Annotated in this window: 13 protein-coding genes, 1 tRNA gene and 1 pseudogene; 6 read left to right on the forward strand and 9 right to left on the reverse strand. The window is 65.0% G+C overall.

What is annotated here, in order from left to right; all coding sequences use genetic code 11:
• The first annotated feature begins 8 nt into the window (after positions 1-8).
• Positions 9-188 carry a hypothetical protein gene (locus QX126_RS06385; protein WP_315711867.1) on the forward strand — a complete coding sequence of 60 codons (180 nt, stop codon included), beginning with the start codon at positions 9-11 and terminating at the stop codon, positions 186-188.
• Between the two features lie 120 nt (positions 189-308).
• On the opposite strand, the gene QX126_RS06390 is transcribed toward QX126_RS06385, so the two are convergent.
• Together QX126_RS06390 and QX126_RS06395 are read right to left on the reverse strand one after the other, a co-directional pair.
• Positions 309-2,051, reverse strand: coding sequence for a methanol/ethanol family PQQ-dependent dehydrogenase (locus QX126_RS06390; protein WP_315779997.1), 1,743 nt, complete (start codon positions 2,049-2,051; stop codon positions 309-311).
• A 91-nt stretch (positions 2,052-2,142) separates the two neighbouring features.
• Positions 2,143-2,711, reverse strand: a pseudogene (locus QX126_RS06395) (ubiquinol-cytochrome c reductase iron-sulfur subunit).
• A gap of 451 nt (positions 2,712-3,162) precedes the next feature.
• On the opposite strand from QX126_RS06395, the gene QX126_RS06400 reads away from it, so the two are divergent.
• Positions 3,163-3,236 (forward strand) — tRNA-Cys (locus tag QX126_RS06400).
• A 50-nt stretch (positions 3,237-3,286) separates the two neighbouring features.
• Here the strand turns inward: QX126_RS06400 and QX126_RS06405 are convergent.
• From QX126_RS06405 to QX126_RS06430, 6 genes are read right to left on the reverse strand one after another with little or no spacing between them, the layout of a single operon-like run.
• Positions 3,287-3,460 carry a hypothetical protein gene (locus QX126_RS06405; protein ID WP_315779999.1) on the reverse strand — a complete coding sequence of 58 codons (174 nt, stop codon included), beginning with the start codon at positions 3,458-3,460 and terminating at the stop codon, positions 3,287-3,289.
• 50 nt (positions 3,461-3,510) lie between these two features.
• Positions 3,511-4,248 carry a tRNA-uridine aminocarboxypropyltransferase gene (locus QX126_RS06410; RefSeq protein WP_315780001.1) on the reverse strand — a complete coding sequence of 246 codons (738 nt, stop codon included), beginning with the start codon at positions 4,246-4,248 and terminating at the stop codon, positions 3,511-3,513.
• A 39-nt stretch (positions 4,249-4,287) separates the two neighbouring features.
• Positions 4,288-7,392, reverse strand: a complete 3,105-nt coding sequence (locus QX126_RS06415; protein ID WP_315780003.1) for an efflux RND transporter permease subunit — start codon at positions 7,390-7,392, stop codon at positions 4,288-4,290.
• Positions 7,392-10,520, reverse strand: a complete 3,129-nt coding sequence (locus QX126_RS06420; protein ID WP_315780005.1) for an efflux RND transporter permease subunit — start codon at positions 10,518-10,520, stop codon at positions 7,392-7,394. Before QX126_RS06420 ends, QX126_RS06415 begins: the two co-directional genes overlap by 1 nt.
• Before the next feature lie 29 nt (positions 10,521-10,549).
• The gene (locus QX126_RS06425; RefSeq protein ID WP_315780007.1) at positions 10,550-11,944 is read right to left on the reverse strand and encodes an efflux RND transporter periplasmic adaptor subunit; all 1,395 of its coding nucleotides are present in this window, start codon (positions 11,942-11,944) and stop codon (positions 10,550-10,552) included.
• Positions 11,934-13,388 (reverse strand): efflux transporter outer membrane subunit, encoded by a 1,455-nt coding sequence (locus tag QX126_RS06430; RefSeq protein WP_315780009.1) that lies wholly within the window; start codon positions 13,386-13,388, stop codon positions 11,934-11,936. Before QX126_RS06430 ends, QX126_RS06425 begins: the two co-directional genes overlap by 11 nt.
• 367 nt (positions 13,389-13,755) lie before the next feature.
• Between QX126_RS06430 and QX126_RS06435 the strand changes: the two genes are divergently transcribed.
• The 4 genes from QX126_RS06435 (at position 13,756) to QX126_RS06450 (ending at position 18,381) form a co-directional block, all read left to right on the forward strand.
• Positions 13,756-15,069, forward strand: coding sequence for an NAD(P)/FAD-dependent oxidoreductase (locus QX126_RS06435; RefSeq protein WP_315780011.1), 1,314 nt, complete (start codon positions 13,756-13,758; stop codon positions 15,067-15,069).
• A gap of 7 nt (positions 15,070-15,076) precedes the next feature.
• Positions 15,077-15,922: a DUF1365 domain-containing protein gene (locus tag QX126_RS06440; RefSeq protein WP_315757533.1), complete on the forward strand. Its 846-nt coding sequence runs from the start codon at positions 15,077-15,079 to the stop codon at positions 15,920-15,922.
• Between the two features lie 110 nt (positions 15,923-16,032).
• Entirely contained in the window at positions 16,033-17,265 is a 1,233-nt protein-coding gene (locus QX126_RS06445; protein WP_315738046.1) for a cyclopropane-fatty-acyl-phospholipid synthase family protein, read from the forward strand.
• A gap of 81 nt (positions 17,266-17,346) precedes the next feature.
• On the forward strand, positions 17,347-18,381 hold the full coding sequence (locus tag QX126_RS06450) for a cysteine synthase A (RefSeq protein ID WP_315738047.1): 1,035 nt from the start codon (positions 17,347-17,349) through the stop codon (positions 18,379-18,381).
• 78 nt (positions 18,382-18,459) lie between these two features.
• Here QX126_RS06450 and QX126_RS06455 read toward each other — a convergent pair whose 3' ends face one another.
• Positions 18,460-19,203: an amino acid ABC transporter ATP-binding protein gene (locus QX126_RS06455; protein WP_315711850.1), complete on the reverse strand. Its 744-nt coding sequence runs from the start codon at positions 19,201-19,203 to the stop codon at positions 18,460-18,462.
• Positions 19,204-19,218 lie beyond the last annotated feature (15 nt).

Consider the following 19,218-nt stretch of genomic DNA (forward strand, 5'->3'; position numbering starts at 1 on the left):
AGGGCAAGATGAGCGAAGCCGAATACGAGTTGTTGATGGACGTTGTGAGAACGGCTATTGCGCCCGAGACCGAGACCGATTCCATGGCCCGCTTGTTTTCGATCCTGCATTTCCCCACGGCAGCCAACGACAACCAGGGCGCCTGGCCGCTGATCCCGTTTCCAGACGGCTGGTTCGCGGCCTGCTGACGCGCGATCTTCTGTCGCCATGCAGGCCAGGCGATCGGCACGTCTTGGCCGGAACACTGCTGCGATCTTCGTTTCCCGGAATGGCGACGGCCGAGGCCGCCGCCATTCAGATCACCGGCGCTACTTCCTGACTGCGAACACCCAGACGACGCCGCCTTGCGGAACGTTGTCTTCGAGACCGATGTTGCCTTTCGAGAGCGCATCCTGGATGCGCTGCGCGTCGACGCCCCAGCCGGACTGCACGGCGATGTACTGGGTACCATCGACCTCATAGGCGACCGGCATGCCCATGATGCCCGAATTCGTCTTCTGCTCCCACAGCAGCTCGCCGGTCTTGGCATGGAAAGCCCGGAACATCCGGTCATTGGTGCCGCCGACCAGGACGAGATCGCCCGCCGTCGCGGTCACCGACCCGAACAGCTGGGATTTGGGGAAATTGTGCGACCAGACCTTCTTGCCTGTCGCTGGATCCCAGGCCTGCAGCTCCCCGAAATGGTCGGCACCGGGCCGCACCGTGAGCCCGATGTCCTCGGCCTTGGTGCCGAGCCAGAGCTGGCCGGGAACGAGCGACAGCTTTTCCCCGGTGAAGCCGCCGCAGAAATTCTCGTTCGCCGGCACGTAGACGAAGCGCGTCTTCTGGCTGTAGGCCGCGGACGGCCAGTCCTTGCCGCCCCACAACGAGGGACAGAAGTCCACCCGCTTGCCGAGCATCGGCTTGTGCGCGGGATCGACGATCGGCCGTCCCGTCTCGGGCTCGATCCCCTTCCAGACATCGGTGTGGACGAAGTTCCAGCCGTTGACGTAGTTGATGCGCTCCGGCGTGCGCTCGAGCACCCAGAAGATGGCGTCGCGTCCGGGATGGATCAGGCTCTTGAAGCTGCGGCCGTCGCGCTGCAGGTCGACCAGCATCGGTGCGTCGACCTCATCCCAGTCCCACGAGTCGTTCTGGTGATACTGGAAATGCGTCTTGACCTTTCCGGTCGCAGGATCCAGCGCGATCACCGAGCTGGTGTAGAGATTGTCGCCGGGGTGCAAGCCCCCCGGCCAGGGCGCGGCGTTGCCGACGCCCCAATACACCGTCTGGGTGTCCTTGTCGTAGGTGCCTGTCATCCAGGCGGACCCGCCGCCGTTCTTCCAGTCGTCGCCGCTCCAGGTGTCATGCCCGGCCTCGCCTTCGGCCGGAATCGTGAAGGTGCGCCAGAGCTCCTTGCCGTCCTCGGCGTCATAAGCGGCAACATAACCGCGGACGCCGAACTCGCCGCCGGAGCCACCGACCATCACCTTGCCGTCGACGATCAGCGGCATCAGCGTGAGATATTGTCCCTTCTTGTAGTCCTGGACCTTCTTGTCCCAAAGCACCTTGCCGGTCTTGGCGTCGATCGCGACCAGATGATCGTCCGTCGTGGCGAGGTAGAGCTTGTCCTGCCAGAGGCCGACGCCGCGATTGGTCGGATGCAGCTGGAACAGATCCTCGGGGAGCTCGCGCTTGTAGCGCCAGTACTGGTCGCCGGTCTTGGCATTCAGCGCGATCACCTGCCCCTTCGGCGTCGTGATGAACATGACGCCGTTGTTGACCAGAGGCGGCGCCTCGTGCCCTTCGACGACGCCGGTGGCAAAGGTCCAGACCGGCACCATCTCCTTGACGTTCGTGGTGTTGATCTGGTCGAGCGGACTATAGCCTTGGCCATCATAGGTCCGACGATAGAGCATCCAGTTGCCTGGCTCGGGATTTTCGAGCCGTGCGGGCGTGACGGGACTGTAGTTGTCGATGGGGCCGGCCACGGCTGCAGGTGCGGCGAGACAGGTGAACGCCACGGTGCTCGATAGCAGCCATTGCTTGATCGCGGTGGACGTGATGGACATGGACAAACCTCCCCTGCTTCGTTTTTCGATTCACTTGTTGTCGTGACGGGTGTCGAGACGATGCGAGTTCCGATCGGCACACGGGATCTCATCAGCCCTGTTGGCCACCTACCTTTCCAATGAAGGGCGCAGCGATCATGAGCGCGCCGTCCTTGATCACGAGGGGAAGCGCGGCAAGCCGCCGCGGCGCGGGGCCGAACACGACCTGCGCCTCGGGTCGTACTCGGAATTGTGGCACATGCATTTGAAGACATCGTCGTTGCCCTCGGTCGCCTTGATCCAGGCCGTGACCGGGCATCCCGCATGCGAGCAGATAGCCGAGTAGGCGACGATGCCCTCGGCCGCGCGCTGACGCGTGTCTTCGTCGAGTTCGGTTGGATCGAGCCTGACGAGCAGCACCTCGTTCAATCGCGATCCGTCACGCACGATCGCATTCGCTGGATCCTTCGGCCACCCATGAACCGGTGGCTCGCCGATCTTCAAGTCGTCAGGCGTGATCGTCTGCCCTTCGCGCTCCCCTTCCGAGAACACGATCAGGTCGCCTTTTTGCGGCCGCTTCTCCTTGCGCGGATCGTCGTCATCGGCCGCTGCGCTGGTGACTGTTGCGCATGCGGCAAGCGTGCCGAAAACCACCGAGCGGCGCGTCGGGTGATCATCCATGACAGATCTTTGCGTGTGAAGTCGTGTGTGAGTCGTGGGAGTGCTGCTCTACAGCCCGGCGTCCCGCAACACAGCCCAACATAGAACAATTAGAACAACACAACCTGAAAAAATCAAGGCGCGCTGCGCGAATTCGCCACGATGTTTTCGACTATCGTCGCTGCTGCGCGTCATTGCCGGTGCTGCAGTTCGGCGAAAGGTCCTCGCGATCGGGACCGACGGTGTCGCCAGCGCCGTCTGGAATTGCGACCACGCGAGATGTGGAGCGGGGTCGCGATGAGCGCGGCGCGACAACACCCCTATGCGCTGCCGTGGCCCGATGCCGACCAGCTCGAAACGCGGCTCGGGGCATCGAACTTCCACTTGGCTAAGGGTCCGGATCGATGGAGTCGGCCTCGCGACGAGAGTGGTTGCCTAAGCGCGAGATTGCCTATATTGCTCCGCCCACAGGGGCCACGTGGCGGAGTGGTTACGCAGCGGTCTGCAAAACCGTTTACACCAGTTCAATTCTGGTCGTGGCCTCCACTCAATCAAAATCAAGCGGTTGGACTACCCATTGGGGCCGCGAACCGGCCCTAGATGGGCAGATCGTCGATGCCGCCGGGATAGCTGACCTGCGCGCGCGGCCAGGTCAGAATTGCCACTCGTTCACCGGCCGAGACGCCCGTCCGATCCGAGCCGGACCTGCCGGCCAGCCGGGGCGCGTAATCCCGGAACTGCACCACATTGGACTTTTCTGCTTCCTGCATGGCTCTCATCCTCGTTCCATGCTGCAATGCAAGAAGCGTACCCTTGGTTCCTAAACCCGCCGTTTGCGGCTGCGCCAATCCGGCTTGCGGGCCTTTGGGCGGGGCGTGAGCTCCGGATGCTCTTTCTCCACCTCCCGATACCGCGCAAGCATGCGCTCGAAGCTCGCGTCGAGGGCCGTCGCGATCTCAGGCCGCCGTTCCAGCGCGGCCATCAGCATCCCGGCCGCCTCGATGGTCGACAGCCCGTCGCGGCGCGGTTCGCGGCGCAGCCGACCGTAGCGCGACGGCTGCCGCGGCCCGAGGATCACGCGCTGGCACTTCAGCATCCACGGATTGCGCCACCACAGCGCCTTGGCCTGGCTCCAGGTGCCGTCGAGCAGGATCACGCCCTCGATCGACTTGAGGATGGCGTGCTGGTTGTCGGCCACCTCACCCTTGCGGGTCACCGCCACCACCTCGCTCTCGGGATCGAGCTCGGCCGCCTTCGCCGAGCCGAGATAGAGAATGGCCCAGCGCGCGGGATCGGCGACCGGCCGTCCCAGTGCCTTGGCGAGGCTCGGCCAGGATAACCCGACCTTGACCACCGCGTTCTTGAAGTGCAGCGCGGCGAGCCGCGCGGTGCCGAGGGCGCGATCCTGCTCCTGCGGGTGCTGCAGGATCAGGAGCCCCAGCCGGCTTTCCAGCGGTGTGACGCTGTCGCAGATGCACAGCGGCAGCGGCTTCTGGCAACGCGGGCAATCGGGCGGCGCCTCGGTGGCGAGCGGCGGATGGTCGTGTGGTTCTGGCATGCGGCGGCTATACGCGCCCGCGGACAGCGCCACAACGGCTCATTCGGCGGGCGCGGCAAGCGGCTCCGGCGCAGGCCGGCGGCGTAGCCGGTCGATCAGCAGGTAGATCACCGGCGTGGTGTAGAGGGTGAGGATCTGCGACACCAGGAGGCCGCCAATGATGGTGATGCCGAGGGGGCGGCGCAGCTCGGTGCCGGGACCGGTCGCGATCACCAGCGGCAGGCCGGCGAACAGCGCCGCGAGGGTCGTCATCAGGATCGGGCGAAAGCGCACCCGGCAGGCCTCGAAGATCGCGTCGGCCGAGGACATGCCGCGCTGGCGCTCGGCCTCGAGCGCGAAATCGACCAGCATGATGCCGTTCTTCTTGACGATGCCGATCAGCAGGATGATGCCGACGAAGGCGATCACGGTCAGCGGCGTATTGGTGATCTGCAGCGCGAGCAGCGCGCCGAGCCCGGCCGACGGTAGCGTCGAGATGATGGTCAGCGGATGCGCCAGGCTCTCATAGAGCACGCCCAGCACGATATACATCGCGGCCAGGGCGAACAGGATCAAGAGCGGCTGGCGGCCGCTGCTCTTGTTGAAGTCTCCGGCATTGCCGTCGAAGCTGCCGCGGATGCCCTCCGGCATGTGCAGCTCGTCGACGGCGCGCTGAATGTTGGCCGTCGCGGTCTGCAAGGGCACGTCCGGCAGCAGGTTGAACGACACGGTGGTCGAAGGGAACGATTGTGAGTGATACACCGCCAGCGGTGACAGGCCGCGCTCGGCCTTGACCAGCGCCGACAGCGGCACCTGCGCGTCCCCTGCCCCGGCCACATAGATGCGGTCGAGATTCGAGGGATCGGTCTGGAATTTCGGGTCGATCTCCAGCACGACCATGTACTGGTTGCGCTGGCTGTAGACGATCGAGATCTGGCGTTGCGCGAAGGCGTTGTTGAGCGCGTTGTCGATGTCCTGGACGCGGACGCCGAGGCTCGCCGCCTTCTGTCGGTCGATCCGCAGCGCGAGCTGCAGCCCGCCGGGATCGCGGTCGCTGGAAATGTCGGTGATGCCGTCGACCGTCTCCAGGCGCTTGGCGACGATCGGCGCCCATTTCTGCAGAAGGTCGAGATCGGGGCTGCTCAACGTGTACTGGTAGTCGGAATCGCTCTGACGACCGCCGGTGCGCACGTCCTGCGCGGCGAACATGAAGAGCCGAATGCCGGGGACCATCGCGAGGCTCCGCCTGAGGCGGTTGATCACGAGCTCAGTCGAGACGCCCTCGCGCTCCGCCGGGGGCTTGAGGTTGATGAACATGGTGCCGCGGTTGGACGTCGCGCCGCCCGGCCCGCCGCCGCCCCCGATCGTCGAGCCGATACCGGCCACGGCGGGATCGGCCATCACGATGTCGGCGAGCCGCTGCTGCAGGCCCAGCATGGACTGGAACGAAATGTCGGCCGAGGCGCGCGTCGCACCGATGACGAAGCCGGAATCGTCGGTCGGGAAATAGCCCTTGGGCACCTTGATGTAGAGCGTCACCGTGAGCGCGATGGTGGCGAAGAACACGATCAAGGTGAGGAACGGATAAACCAGCACGCCGCGCAGCGTCCAGGCATAGAAGCGGACCATGCCGGACAGCGCGCCTTCGACGATACGGTCGAACCAGGTGGCACGATCGGACAGCGTCTCCTTGATGTAATGCGCGCAGATCATCGGCGTCACCGTCAGCGACACCAATGTCGACACGACGATTGCGAAGGTCAGCGTCAGCGAGAACTCACGCAGGAGACGGCCGACGACGCCGTCCATGAAGATCAAGGGCACGAAGGCTGCAATCAAAGAAAGGCTGATCGACAACACGGTAAAGCCGATCTGGCGGGCGCCATCGAGCGCGGCGCGCATCGGCGACAGGCCATGCTCGAGATTGCGGTACATGTTCTCGATCATGACGATGGCGTCGTCGACGACGAAGCCGACGGAGATCGCGAGCGCCATCAGCGAGAGATTGTCGATCGAGAAGCCTGCGAGCCACATCGCCGCGCAGGTGCCGGCCAGCGCCAGCGGAACCGAGACGCCGGCCGCCACCGTCGGCACCAGGCGGCGCAGGAACAGGAACACGACGACCATCACCAGCACGGCGGTCGCGAGCAAGGTCCACTGCATGTCCTCGACCGAGGCGCGAATGGTCCCTGTGCGATCGACCAGAGTGGCGATCTCGATGCCAGCCGGCAGCCATTGCTTGAGCTCGGGGATCAGCGCCTTCACACGGTCGACGGTCTCGATCACGTTGGCGTCGCCCTGTTTCGCGATCTGGATCAGCACCGCCGGCTGCTTGTTGAACCAGGCGATCGAACGCACGTTGCGTACGGAATCCTCGACGTCGGCGACATCCGACAGCCGCACGAAGCTGCCATTGCTGCTCTTGATCAGGATGTCGCGGAATTCGGCCGCACTGCGCATCTGCCGGTTGATGGCAATGGTCTCGCTCTGCCGCGCGCCCTCGAAGATGCCGACCGGCCCGATCGGATTGGCATTGATGATCGCCGTCCGGACATCGTCGGTCGAAATCCCGGCATTGGCGAGCGAGACCGGATTGAGCGCGATGCGCACGGCGGGTTGATCGGCGCCGCTGACCGTGACGTTGCCGACGCCGGGCACCTGGAACAGACGCTGCGCCAGAACGGTGTCGGCGACGTCGTACATCGCGCTCGGCGTCATCGTCTTCGAGGTCAGGGCCAGAACGAATACGGGTGCCGCGGCCGTGTTCGCCTTGCGGAAGCGCGGCAGCGCCGGCAGGTCGCTCGGAAGGTCCGACAGCGAGGCGTTGATGGCCGCCTGGACGTCACGCGCGGCCTTGTCGATGTCGCGGCCGATCGAGAATTGGATCTGGATGTTGGTGGTGCCGAGCGAACTCGTCGATGTGATCTGGTCGACACCTGCGATCTCGCCGAGCCGCCGCTCCAACGGCGCCGCGACCGTCCCCGCCATGACGGACGGGTCCGCACCCGGACGCGACGCGCTGACGAAGATCGCGGGGAAATCGACGTTCGGCACCGGCGCGACGGGAAGGAAGATATAGGCGACGATCCCGACCAGGAACAGGCCGATCGAGAGCAGCGTGGTGCCGACCGGCCGGCGGATGAACGGCTCGGAGATCGAGGCCATCACTGGATGCCTTCGGTCGCACCTGCGATCGGCGGCGACGGCAGGTTCGGCGCCGGCGGCAGCGCGCGCTCGAAGCGACGATTGATGCGGTCGAGCGCGAGATAGATGACCGGCGTCGTGTACAGCGTCAGCAATTGGCTGAGCAGCAGGCCGCCAATGATGGAGATGCCGAGCGGAAAGCGCAGCTCCGAGCCGGTGCCGCTCTCGATCGCCAGCGGCAGCGCGCCGAACAGCGCGGCCAGGGTCGTCATCATGATCGGGCGGAAGCGCAGGAGACACGCCTGCACGATCGCGTCGTAGGGTGTGCGGTTTTCGTGACGCTCCGCTTCGAGCGCGAAGTCGATCATCATGATCGCGTTCTTCTTGACGATGCCCATCAGCAGAATGATGCCGATCAAGCCGATGACCGAGAGATCCTGGCCGAACAGCATCAAGGCCAGGATGGCGCCGACGCCCGCCGACGGCAAGGTCGACAGGATCGTGATCGGATGGATGTAGCTCTCATAGAGCACGCCGAGCACGATGTAGATCGTGACCACGGCCGCCAGCAGCAACCAGGGCTGGCCGGCCAGCGACTTGGCGAACTCGGCGGCATCGCCCGAATAGACACCGATGATGCTGCCGGGCATGCCGATGCGGTTCTCGGTCGCATGGAGCGCCTCGACCGCCTCGCTCAGCGCAGCGCCGGACGCGAGATTGAAGCTCAGCGACACCGCCGGAAACTGCGCCTGGTGCGAGATGGCGAGCGGCGCGGTGGTGCGCTTCAGGCTCGCCACCGCCGAGAGCGGCACTTGGCCGCCGGCGCCAGGCAGATAGAGCTTCGATAGGATCGAGGGATCGCGCTGATACATCGGCAGCGCCTCCAGCACGACGCGGTACTGATTGGCCTGACCATAGATCGTCGAGATCTGCCGCTGCGCGAAGGCGTCGTTGAGCGTGTCGGTGACGCCCTGCAGACTGACGCCGAGCTGGCCGGCGCGCTGGCGGTCAATGGTCAGCTCCGCGCGCAGGCCGCCCTCCTGGGCTTCGGAGGAGGCGTCGCGGAATAGAGGGTCGCGGCGCATTTCTCCGACAAGCTGCCTCGCCCATTTCGACACCTCGGTGGCATCGGCGCCGGTCAGCGTGTACTGATATTGCGAGCGGCTCGCCTGGGTCGAGATCTGCACGTCCTGGACCGGCTGGAAGTACACGGTCATGCCGGGCACGCCCGAGGTCTTCTGCTTCAGCCGATCGATCACCTCGGCGACGCCATCTTGCCGCTCGCCAAGCGGCTTCAAGGTCATGACGAGACGGCCGACATTGGTGGTCGGGTTGACCGATCCGGCGCCGATCACCGAGACGACGCCGACGACGTCGGCGTCAGCTTGGATCGCGGCGGCGACGTCCGCCTGGCGTTTCGTCATTTCGGCGAACGACACGTCGGGGCCGGCCTCGGTCACCGCAGTGATCGAGCCGGTATCCTGCAGCGGCAGAAAGCCCTTGGGCGCGACGACGTAGAGCGCCAAGGTCGCCGCCAAGGTCGCGAAGGTCACGACCAGCGTCTCGGTCTGGCGATCCAGCACCCACAGCAGGCTGCGATGATAGACGGCCACGGTGCGGTCGATGAAGCGGCTGACGGCGTTCAGCCCCGGCAGCACCCACTCCTCGCTGGCGTGCTTCAACAGCCGCGAGCACATCATCGGCGTCAAGGTCAACGACACCACCGCCGATGTCACCACTGCAATCGTCAGCGTCAGCGCAAATTCCCGAAACATGCGGCCGACCAGACCGGACATGAACAAGAGCGGAATGAACACTGCGATCAGCGAGACCGTCAGCGAGATGACGGTGAAGCCGATCTCGCGCGCGCCTCGCAGCGAGGCGTTCATCGCGCTCTCGCCATTCTCCATGTGGCGCACGATGTTCTCGATCATCACGATGGCGTCGTCGACGACGAAGCCGGTGCCGATCGTGAGTGCCATCAGCGAGAGATTGTCGAGACTGAAACCGGCGAAGTACATCACGCCGAAGCTCGTGATCAGCGACAGCGGCAGCGCGACGCCGGCGATGATCGTGGCCCGCAACGAGCGCAGGAACAGCAGCACGACCAGCGTCACCAGCACCACGCTGAGCAGCAGCGTGAACTGCACGTCGTGCACCGAGGCGCGGATGGTCACGGTACGATCGCTGACGATAGCGAGCTTCACCCCGGCCGGAATCATGCGCTGCAGCTTCGGGATCTCGGCACGGATCTGCTTGACGACCTCGATGACGTTGGCACCCGGCTGGCGCTGGATGTCGAGGATGACCGCAGGGACACCCTGGTACCAGCCGCCGGTCCGATCGTTCTCCAGACCATCGAGAATCGTTGCGACATCGCCGATCGTGACCGGCGAGCCGTTGCGGTAGGCGATGATGATCGGCTTGTAAGCGTCTGCGGCCCCGATCTGGTCGTTGGCCGTGATCAGATAGGCCTGCTGCGCCCCGTCCAGCGATCCCTTGGGTCCGGAGACGTTGGCGCCTGCGATGGCGGCGCGCAGGTCCTCTATCGAGATGCCATAGGCCGCGAGCCGCGCCAGGTCGGCCTGCACGCGCACCGCGGGCTTCAGTCCACCGAGCACCGAGACGCGGCCGACGCCGGAGACCTGGCTCAGCCGCTGCGCCAGGATCGTGTCGGCCATGTCGCTCATCGCGCGCAAAGAGATCGTGTCCGAGGTCAGCGCGAGCGTCATGACCGGCGCGTCGGCCGGATTGACCTTGGCGTAGGTCGGCGGATAGGGCAGCGACTTTGGCAAGACGCCGGCGGCGGCATTGATTGCCGCCTGGACGTCTTGGGTTGCGCCGTCGATGTCGCGGCCGAGATCGAACTGCAGCGAGATCTGGCTGACGCCGAACGAGCTTGTCGAGTTCATCGCGGACAAGGACGGGATCTGGCCGAGCTGGCGTTCCAGCGGGGCCGTGATCAGCGAGGCGATCACATCAGGGCTGGCGCCCGGCAGTTGCGTCGTCACCTGGACAGTCGGGAAGTCGACCTGCGGCAGCGCCGAGACCGGCAGCGCGAGATAGCCGAGCAGGCCGCCGATCAGCAGGGCGACGCCGAGCAGCGAGGTCGCGATGGGACGGCGGATGAAGGGTTCGGAGACGCTCATCGCGACTGCTCGTCACTCTTGCGGTTGCGTCATGGCTGTGCCTTCGCGCCGCGACCTGCCTCACTCCCTCCCTGGGGCGCTGCACCGCCGGGGTCGGTCTGACCCCCAGCCTCAGGCCTGCGGCGCCGCTCGCCGTCCTTCGGCGCACCTTCGGGTGGCGCTCCGCCCTCCTTCGCCTGCTCTTTTCCTTGCGGATTGCGGCTGCGCTTGCGCGGCGCCAGATCGGCCTGCGGCGTCTGCTCGGCGCGTCCGACCACGACTTTGACGCCGTCGGCCAGATTGGCAAAGCCGGTCGTCACCACGCGGTCCGACGGGCTCAAGCCGCTGGCGATCACGGCCTCGCTCTCGTTCTGCTGCACGACCGTCACCGGATGAGCCGAGGCGATGTCGCCCTCGCCGATCACGTAGCTGAACGTGCCTGCCGGCCCGCGCTGCACCGCCGAGGTCGGCACCGTGATCGCCTGCGACAAGGTCTCGACCTTGAGGCGGACATTGACGAACTGTCCGGGCCAGAGCTGGAATTTGCCGTTGGGGAATTCTGCCTTCAGCTTCAGCGTGCCCGTCGTCTGATCGACCTGGTTGTCGATACCCCGCAACGTGCCGGTGTCGATGACGGTGACGCCGTCATTGCCGAACACGTCGACAGCGAGCGGCCCCTTGGCAGCAGCCGCATTGACGCGCATGATCTGCTGCTGCGGCAGGCTGAACTGCACCGCAATCGGCTGAAGCTGCGTGATGACGACGAGACCGGTCGCGTCGGACGCATGGACGATGTTGCCCTGGTCGACCTGGCGCAGGCCGGCGCGGCCGGAGAGCGGCGCCACGATCTTGGTGTAGCTCAAGGTCGTCGCCGCATTATCGATCGCGGCCTGATCCGCCTTGATCAGCGCCTGCTGCTGCGCCACCACCGCGCGCTGCGTGTCGGCCTGCTGCTTGGAGCCGGCATTGCTGGCGGCCAGCTGCTCGTAACGGGCGAGGTCGAGCTTCTGGTTGGCGAGCTGCGCCTCGTCCTGTGCCTTCTTGGCGACGGCCTGGTCGTACTGCGCCTGGTAGATCGCCGGATCGATCTCGGCGAGCACGTCGCCCTTCTTGACGTCCTGCCCCTCGACGAAATTGACCGCGATCAGCTTGCCGTCGACCTGGGAGCGCACCGTGACGGTGTTGAGCGCGCGGACGGAGCCGACGCCGTCGAGATACACCGGCACGTCCTTGGTGACAGGCGAGGCGGCCAGGACCGGAACCGGAAGGTCGGGCCGCGCGAAGCGGTTATTGGCCTGCTGCTTCTGCTGCATCGCCGACCAGCCGATATAGCCGAGGCCGCCCAGGATCAGCAGCGTGATCGTGATCGACACCAGCCGCCGTGCCACGCTGGACCGCGCGCGCTTCACTGCCGCTGCTCCCTTCTCGTCCGGTTTAAAGAGCATCGGCCGCCTTCTCCATGCGCGGCTCCCAGCCGCCGCCGAGCGCCTGATAGAGGCTCACGAACGCCTGCAGGCGCGCCAGTTGCGCCTGCCATAGCGCGTCCTCGGCCTGGAACAGCGTCAATTGCGTATTCAAGACTGTCACGATGTCGGCAGTTCCCGCGCGCAGTTGCTGCTCGGAGAGCTGGAAGGCGCGGCGGGAGGCGGCAACGACTTCTCGCTGCAATTGCAACTTGATCGTGGTCTGCTTGATCGAGAACAGCGCATTGTTGACGTCGGTGAAAGACTGGATGACCGTCTTGCGGTAGGTTTGCAGCAGCTCGTCCTGTCGCGCCTTGGCGTTCTCGAAATTGCCCAGGATTCTGCCACCATCGAAGATCGGCTGGGTCAGGCTGCCGGCGAGGCTGAAGAACGCCGCATGCGGCTGAAACAGCGACACCAGTGCTGCGCTCTGGTAGCCGCCATTGCCGGTCAGCTGGATGCTGGGAAAGAACTGCGCTCGCGCGCTGCCGACATTGGCGGTGGCCGACGCCAGCTGCGCTTCCTGCCGGCGGATGTCCGGCCGTTGCGTCAAGAGTTCGGACGGCAGCCCGGGCGTGACCCGCGGCGTCCTGATCCGGTCGAGCGAGCCGCCGGCAATGCGAATGCCCTCGGGCGATCGCGCGACCAGCACGGCCAGCGCGTTGACGTTCTGATCGAGCGTCTGGCGCAGCGGCGGCACCGCCGCCTTCTGGTTGGCGAGCACGCTCTCCTGCTGCGCGACGTCGAGATCATTGCCGGTGCCCGCCTTCTGCCGCTCGCGGATGGCATCGAGCACACGCGTGGCGCTGGCGATGTTGCGCTCGGCGGTCCGAATCCGATCCTGAGCGGCCAGCACCTGGAAATAGGCATTGGCGACGGTGGCGAGCGTCGTCAACTGCGTGACGTCGCGGTCGAAGCGGTTGGCCACCGCGGTTTCCTCGGCCGCCTGCAGCGCGTCGCGATTCTGGCCGAAGAAGTCGAGCTGGTAGCTCGCAGAGAGCGAGGCTTGGTAATTGACGACCTCGCGGCCGCCATTGGTGAGCCCGCTGGAGCTCGACCCGGACGTGCGCGAATAGGTCTCCTGCCCCGTGCTCGACAGGCTTGGCAGCAGCGCCGCGCCGGCCTGCCGCGCCAGCGCATCGGCCTGCCGGAACCTTGCCACAGCAGCGGCAATATCAAGGTTGACGCTCTGCGCCTCCTCCATCAGCTGGGTCAGCTCGCGTGATCCGAAGCCGCGCCACCAATCCAGCGGCGGCGGCGCCGCCATATCGGAACCGGACGCCGCCTTGTAGCGCTGGGGCAAGTCGAGGGCCGGATCGGGAATATCCTGGGTCAGCAGGCAGCCGGCCGAGTTCGCCGCCAATCCGATCGCCGCCAGCCAGTGGACAAATCGCCGCAGGGCAGCCGGCACACGGCGCTCCCGCATCCCGGCGACGATCCGCGGGTCAGCGGACGCGCGGCAAGGCTCGTCGACGGCGATCGGCACGATGGACACTGGCGTGATGCTTCCCTGTAGTCTTGGGAATCATTCTAGCCGCAGCCCACGGCGCCGGACAGCCCTGCAGCCCCCCGTCCCCCCAGCAGCGATGGTGCCGATAAAGTCCACCGAATCGACGAATCTCCCGTAAATCAGCGGAGTTTCGTGCAGGCACGGCCACGGGCCACGGGCTGCCGCCTTACCAAGATTTCATCTGTCGAATGCCGTTTTGGACGGGGTGTGACGCGGGGAGCGCGCCCGTGAAACCCTTTGGCGGCGACTCCGTAACTTGCACGTGAACTTCAGGGGGGCATTCATGCGAGTTGCGGTGGTCGGAACGGGTATTGCGGGTAACGCCGCGGCCTGGTCCCTGGCGAAGCGTTATCCGATCACCGTCTACGAGCGCGATCTCCGTCCGGGCGGCCACAGCCACACCGTGACGATCGACTATGACGGCGCTCCGGTCTCTGTCGACATCGGCTTCATCGTCTACAACGAGCTGAACTATCCTGAGCTCACCGCCTTGTTCGACCATCTGGGGGTCGAGACGGTCGACAGCAGCATGAGCTTTGCCGTCACCGCGGATGCCGGCCGCTTCGAATGGAAGGGGGGCGGCAACACCTGGCTCGACACCGCCAAGGGGCTGTTCGCGCAGCCGAGCAATCTGCTGTCGACATCCTATCTCTGGATGCTCAGGGACATCCTGACCTTCAACGAGCAGAGTACAGCCGACTTCAAGGCCGGGCGCCTGCATGGCCTTACGCTCCGGGATTATTTCCGGCGCAACCATTTCGCCCCGCGACTGCTCACCGACTATCTGGCGCCGATGGGTGCCGCGATCTGGTCAGCCCCGGCGTCCGAGATGCTGGACTTTCCGGCCGAGAACTTCGTCGCGTTCTTCAGCAATCACAGATTGCTGCAATATGACCGTCCGGTCTGGCGCACCGTCAAGGGCGGCAGCCGCCGCTATGTGGAGAAGCTGACGTCGAGCTTCCGCAAGCACATCCGGCTCGGCAGCGCCGTGACCAGCATCGAACGCACTGCCCACGGCGTCGTCGTTCAGGACAGCAGCGGCCGTCGCGACACCTACGATCATGTCGTGATCGCCGCACACAGCGACCAGGCGTTGTCGATGCTCACCGATGCGGACGAGCGGGAGCGCAGCATCCTCGGGGCGATCAAATATTCGCCCAACACGATCTATCTGCACCGTGACAGCAGGCTGATGCCGAAGCGTCGCCGCGCCTGGGCTTCGTGGAATTTCCTGCGCTGGCAGCGTGAGGGCGTTCCCATGAACGACGTCGCCGTCACCTATTGGATGAACAACCTCCAGGACATCGACAACGCCAAGCCGCTGTTCGTCAGCCTCAACCCACCCTTCGCTCCGGCTCCGGAGCTAACCTTTGGCAAGTATATCTGTGAGCACCCGCAATACACGGCTGCCGCCTTTGCGGCGCAGAAGCGTCTGGCAGCGATTCAGGAGCAGCGCCATACCTGGTTCTGTGGCGCCTGGACCGGCTATGGCTTTCATGAGGACGGGCTGCGCTCGGGTCTCGCCGTGGCAGAGGCGCTCGGCGCGAGCGTGCCGTGGCGCGGGCTTCCCATCGCGCTCGCCGAGGCTGCGGAATAGGCGCGATATGGACATGGATCACTCGGGACCGGATGACAGAACGGAAGCGGCCGCGCTCTATGTCGGACAGGTCATGCATGCCCGCATGCGCCCGACCACGCATCGCTTCCGCTATCGCGTGATGAGCCTGCTGATCGATCTCGGGAGGCTCGACCAGGCGGACCGGCAGGCTTCGCTGTTCGGGGTCAATCGGCGCGCGCTCTACAGCTTCCACGAGGCCGACCACGGTCCGGGCGACGGCTCGTCGCTACTGGCCTATGCGCAGACCTGCGCGGCGGATCAGGGGATCGATCTCAGCGGTGGGCGCGTGCTGCTGCTGTGCTATCCGCGGCTGCTCGGCTACGTGTTCAATCCGCTGTCGGTCTATTTCTGCTATCGCAGCGACGGCACCCTGGCGCTGATGATCTACGAGGTCCGCAACACCTTCGGCGAGATCAAGCCCTATGTGCTGCCGGTCAGGCCGGATGAGCTGTCGGCAGCAGGGCTGCGCCAGGCGCAGGACAAGACCTTCTACGTCTCGCCCTTCATCGACATGGCGATGCGTTACCATTTCCGGGTCATGCCGCCGGGCGACAATGTCAAGCTGCGGATTCTCGAAACTGGGGCCGACGGCCCCCTGCTTGCCGCAACCTTCTCCGGCCGCCGTCGCACGCTGACCTCTGGCTCCCTGCTCGCCGCCTTCGTCTCGCTCCCGCTGGTGACTGTCAAAATCTTTGCCGCGATCCATTGGGAGGCGCTGCGGCTGTGGGCCAAAGGCGTCCGCCTCGTCCCGCGCGGCGAAATCAGCGCAAGCCCTGGAACCAATACCGGCTTGGCGGGGAACGGCAGCCACGCTTATATTTCACGACGCTGACCGGAAACGGCCGGCGCGCTCTGCGTCCGTGATTCCCTGCCCGCACAGGTGCCACACCGGCCAGCCGACGGGGGACGTGGGCTCGAGCCGTTTGCGTGAATGGACCTGCCATGCAGAACGTCATCCCAGTCACCCCTGACACCATCGACAAGGTGCTTGCCGATCTTCCCCGCCTGCCCCGCCTTGCCCTCGGCTTCGGCTCGCGCTTGCGGAAAGGCACGCTCGACGTGACCCTGCCGGACGGACGGGTGATCCGGCTCGGCGGCGTTGAGCCCGGGCCGGCCGCCGCAATGATCCTGGCCAATTACGGCTTCGCATCGCGCCTTCTCAATGGTGGCGACATCGGCATCGCCGAGGCCTATCTGAACGGCGACTGGGACACGCCGGACCTGACGCAGTTTCTCTATCTGTTCTGCGTCAACCAGCACCTGCTGCAGTCGATGCTGGAAGACAAGCCGCTGATCCGGTTTGCCCAGCTGGTCCGGCACTGGTTCAACCGCAACACCAAGCGTCAGGCAAAGCGCAACATCTACGCCCATTATGACATCGGGAATTCGTTCTACTCGGCGTGGCTCGATCCGAGCATGACCTACTCCTCGGCCCTGTTCGAGGAGGACACCACCGACCTCACCGCCGCACAGACCAACAAGTACAAGCGGCTGGCCGAGGCGATCGATCTCAAGCCCGGGCAGAAGCTGCTCGAGATCGGCTGCGGCTGGGGCGGCTTTGCCGAATATGCCGCCAAGACGTTCGGCGCCCAGGTCGTTGGGCTGACGATCAGCCAACAGCAGCGCGACTTCGCGCAGCGCCGCATCCACGAGGCCGGGCTCGCCGAGAAAGTCGAAATCCGCCTGCAGGATTACCGCGACGAGCGTGACCGCTACGATCGCATCGCCTCGATCGAGATGATCGAGGCGGTCGGCGAACAGTTCTGGCCGAAATATTTCTCGCAACTGCGAGACCGTCTGCTGCCGGGCGGACTGGCCGGTGTCCAGGCAATTACCATCCAGGACAGCCTGTTCCAGCACTACCGCCGCGAGGTCGACTTCATCCAACGCTACGTCTTCCCGGGAGGCATGTTGCCGACGCCGCAGATCCTGAAGTCGCTCGGCGACCGCTTTGGCATACCCGTCATCCGCGAGCGCATCTTCGGGGAAGATTATGCCAGGACGCTCGCGATCTGGCGAAAGAACTTCCGGGAGGCCTGGCCGGACCTCACGCCCGCAGGATTCGATGAGCGCTTCAGGCGGCTTTGGGAATATTATCTGTCCTACTGCGAAGCAGGTTTCCTCTCTGGGAACATCGATGTTCGCCAGGTCGTCTTTGCGAAATCAGGGGGCTGATCCGGCCGGCTTACGCTGCCCTGGATATCAGGCTAGGGTCCTCTTAAGTGTGCTCGAGGAAACTCCTACGGTATCTGCAAAATGACCATTCACAACGACGTCGTCGCGGCGATCGGCAACACGCCCCTGATCAAGCTCAATCGCGCCTCGGAGGCGACGGGCTGCACCATTCTCGGCAAGGCCGAGTTCATGAACCCGGGCCAGTCGGTCAAGGACCGTGCCGGCAAGTGGATGATCCTGGAGGCCGAGAGGCGCGGCGATCTCAAGCCCGGCGGCCTCGTGGTGGAGGCCACAGCCGGCAACACCGGCATCGGTCTGGCCGTGGTCGCCAGCGCGCGCGGCTATCGCACGCTGATCGTGATCCCGGAGACGCAGAGCCAGGAAAAGAAGGACATGCTGCGGCTGTGCGGTGCGGAGCTGGTCGAGGTGCCGGCGTTGCCGTTCAGCAATCCCAACAACTATCAGCATGTCGGGCGCAGGCTCGCCGACGAATTGCGCAAGACCGAGCCGAACGGCGTGCTGTTCGCCGACCAGTGGAACAACCTCGACAACGCCAAGGCGCATTATGAGTCCACGGGACCCGAGATCTGGGAGCAGACCGGCGGCAAGGTCGACGGCTTCATCTGCGCGGTCGGCACCGGCGGCACGATCGCCGGCACGAGCCGCTATTTGAAGGACAGAAACAAGAATATCGTCACCGCCTGCGCCGATCCGCACGGCTTCGCGATGTACGAATGGTTCAAGAACGGCGTCGTCAAATCGACGCCCGGCGATTCCATCACCGAAGGCATCGGCATCGGTCGTGTGACGCCCGTGATCGAGACCGCCAAGGTCGACGATGCGTTCCTGGTGTCCGACGAGGACGCCGTCAACACGATCTACGACCTCGTACAGCATGAAGGCCTATGCCTGGGCGGCTCGACCGGCGTCAACGTCGCCGGCGCGGTGCAACTCGCCAGGAAACTCGGCCCCGGCCACACCATCGTGACCATCCTGTGCGACTCGGGCACGCGCTATCAGTCGAAGCTGTACAATCCCGAATTCATGCGTTCGAAGAACCTGCCGGTGCCGGCTTGGCTGGAGCGGCGCAGCGGCATCAAGCCGCCTTTCGTTTGAGGGCGAGTAGCGAGTAGCGAGTAGCGAGTAGAACTTTTCGCCCTATTCGCTATTCGCAAGTCCCTATTCGCTTCCTCATCAATGCCGCAAAATCTGGCTCAGGAACAGCTTGCTGCGCGCATGCTGCGGGTTGGCGAAGAATTCCTGCGGCGTGTTCGATTCGATGATCTGGCCGGCGTCCATGAACACGACGCGGTTGGCGACCTCGCGCGCGAAGCCCATCTCGTGGGTCACGACCAGCATGGTCATGCCCTCCTTGGCGAGATCGACCATGGTGTCGAGCACCTCCTTCACCATCTCCGGATCGAGCGCCGATGTCGGCTCGTCGAACAGCATGACCTTCGGGTTCATCGCCAGCGCGCGCGCGATGGCGACGCGCTGCTGCTGACCGCCCGACATCTGGCCCGGGTATTTCTGCGCCTGATGCGGGATCTTGACCCGCTCCAGGAACTTCATCGCAGTCGCCTCGGCTTCCTTCTGGGGGATGTTGCGCACCCAGATCGGCGCCAGGGTACAGTTCTCCAGCACGGTCAGGTGCGGAAACAGGTTGAAGCTCTGGAACACCATGCCGACCTCGCGGCGGACCTCGTCGACGCGCTTGAGGTTGGGCCCGAGATCGATGCCGTCGACATTGATCTCGCCCTCCTGGAATTCCTCGAGCGCGTTGATGCAGCGGATCAGGGTCGACTTGCCCGAGCCCGAGGGCCCGCAGATCACGATGCGCTCACCCTTCCCGACGGAGAGGTTGATGTCGCGCAGGACGTGGAATTCGCCGTACCATTTGTTGAGGGCGGAAATGCTGACGATCGAATTTGCAGTCATGGGTCTCTCGATGAT

This window comes from Bradyrhizobium sp. SZCCHNPS1003, from assembly GCF_032381555.1.
GTDB lineage: Bacteria > Pseudomonadota > Alphaproteobacteria > Rhizobiales > Xanthobacteraceae > Bradyrhizobium.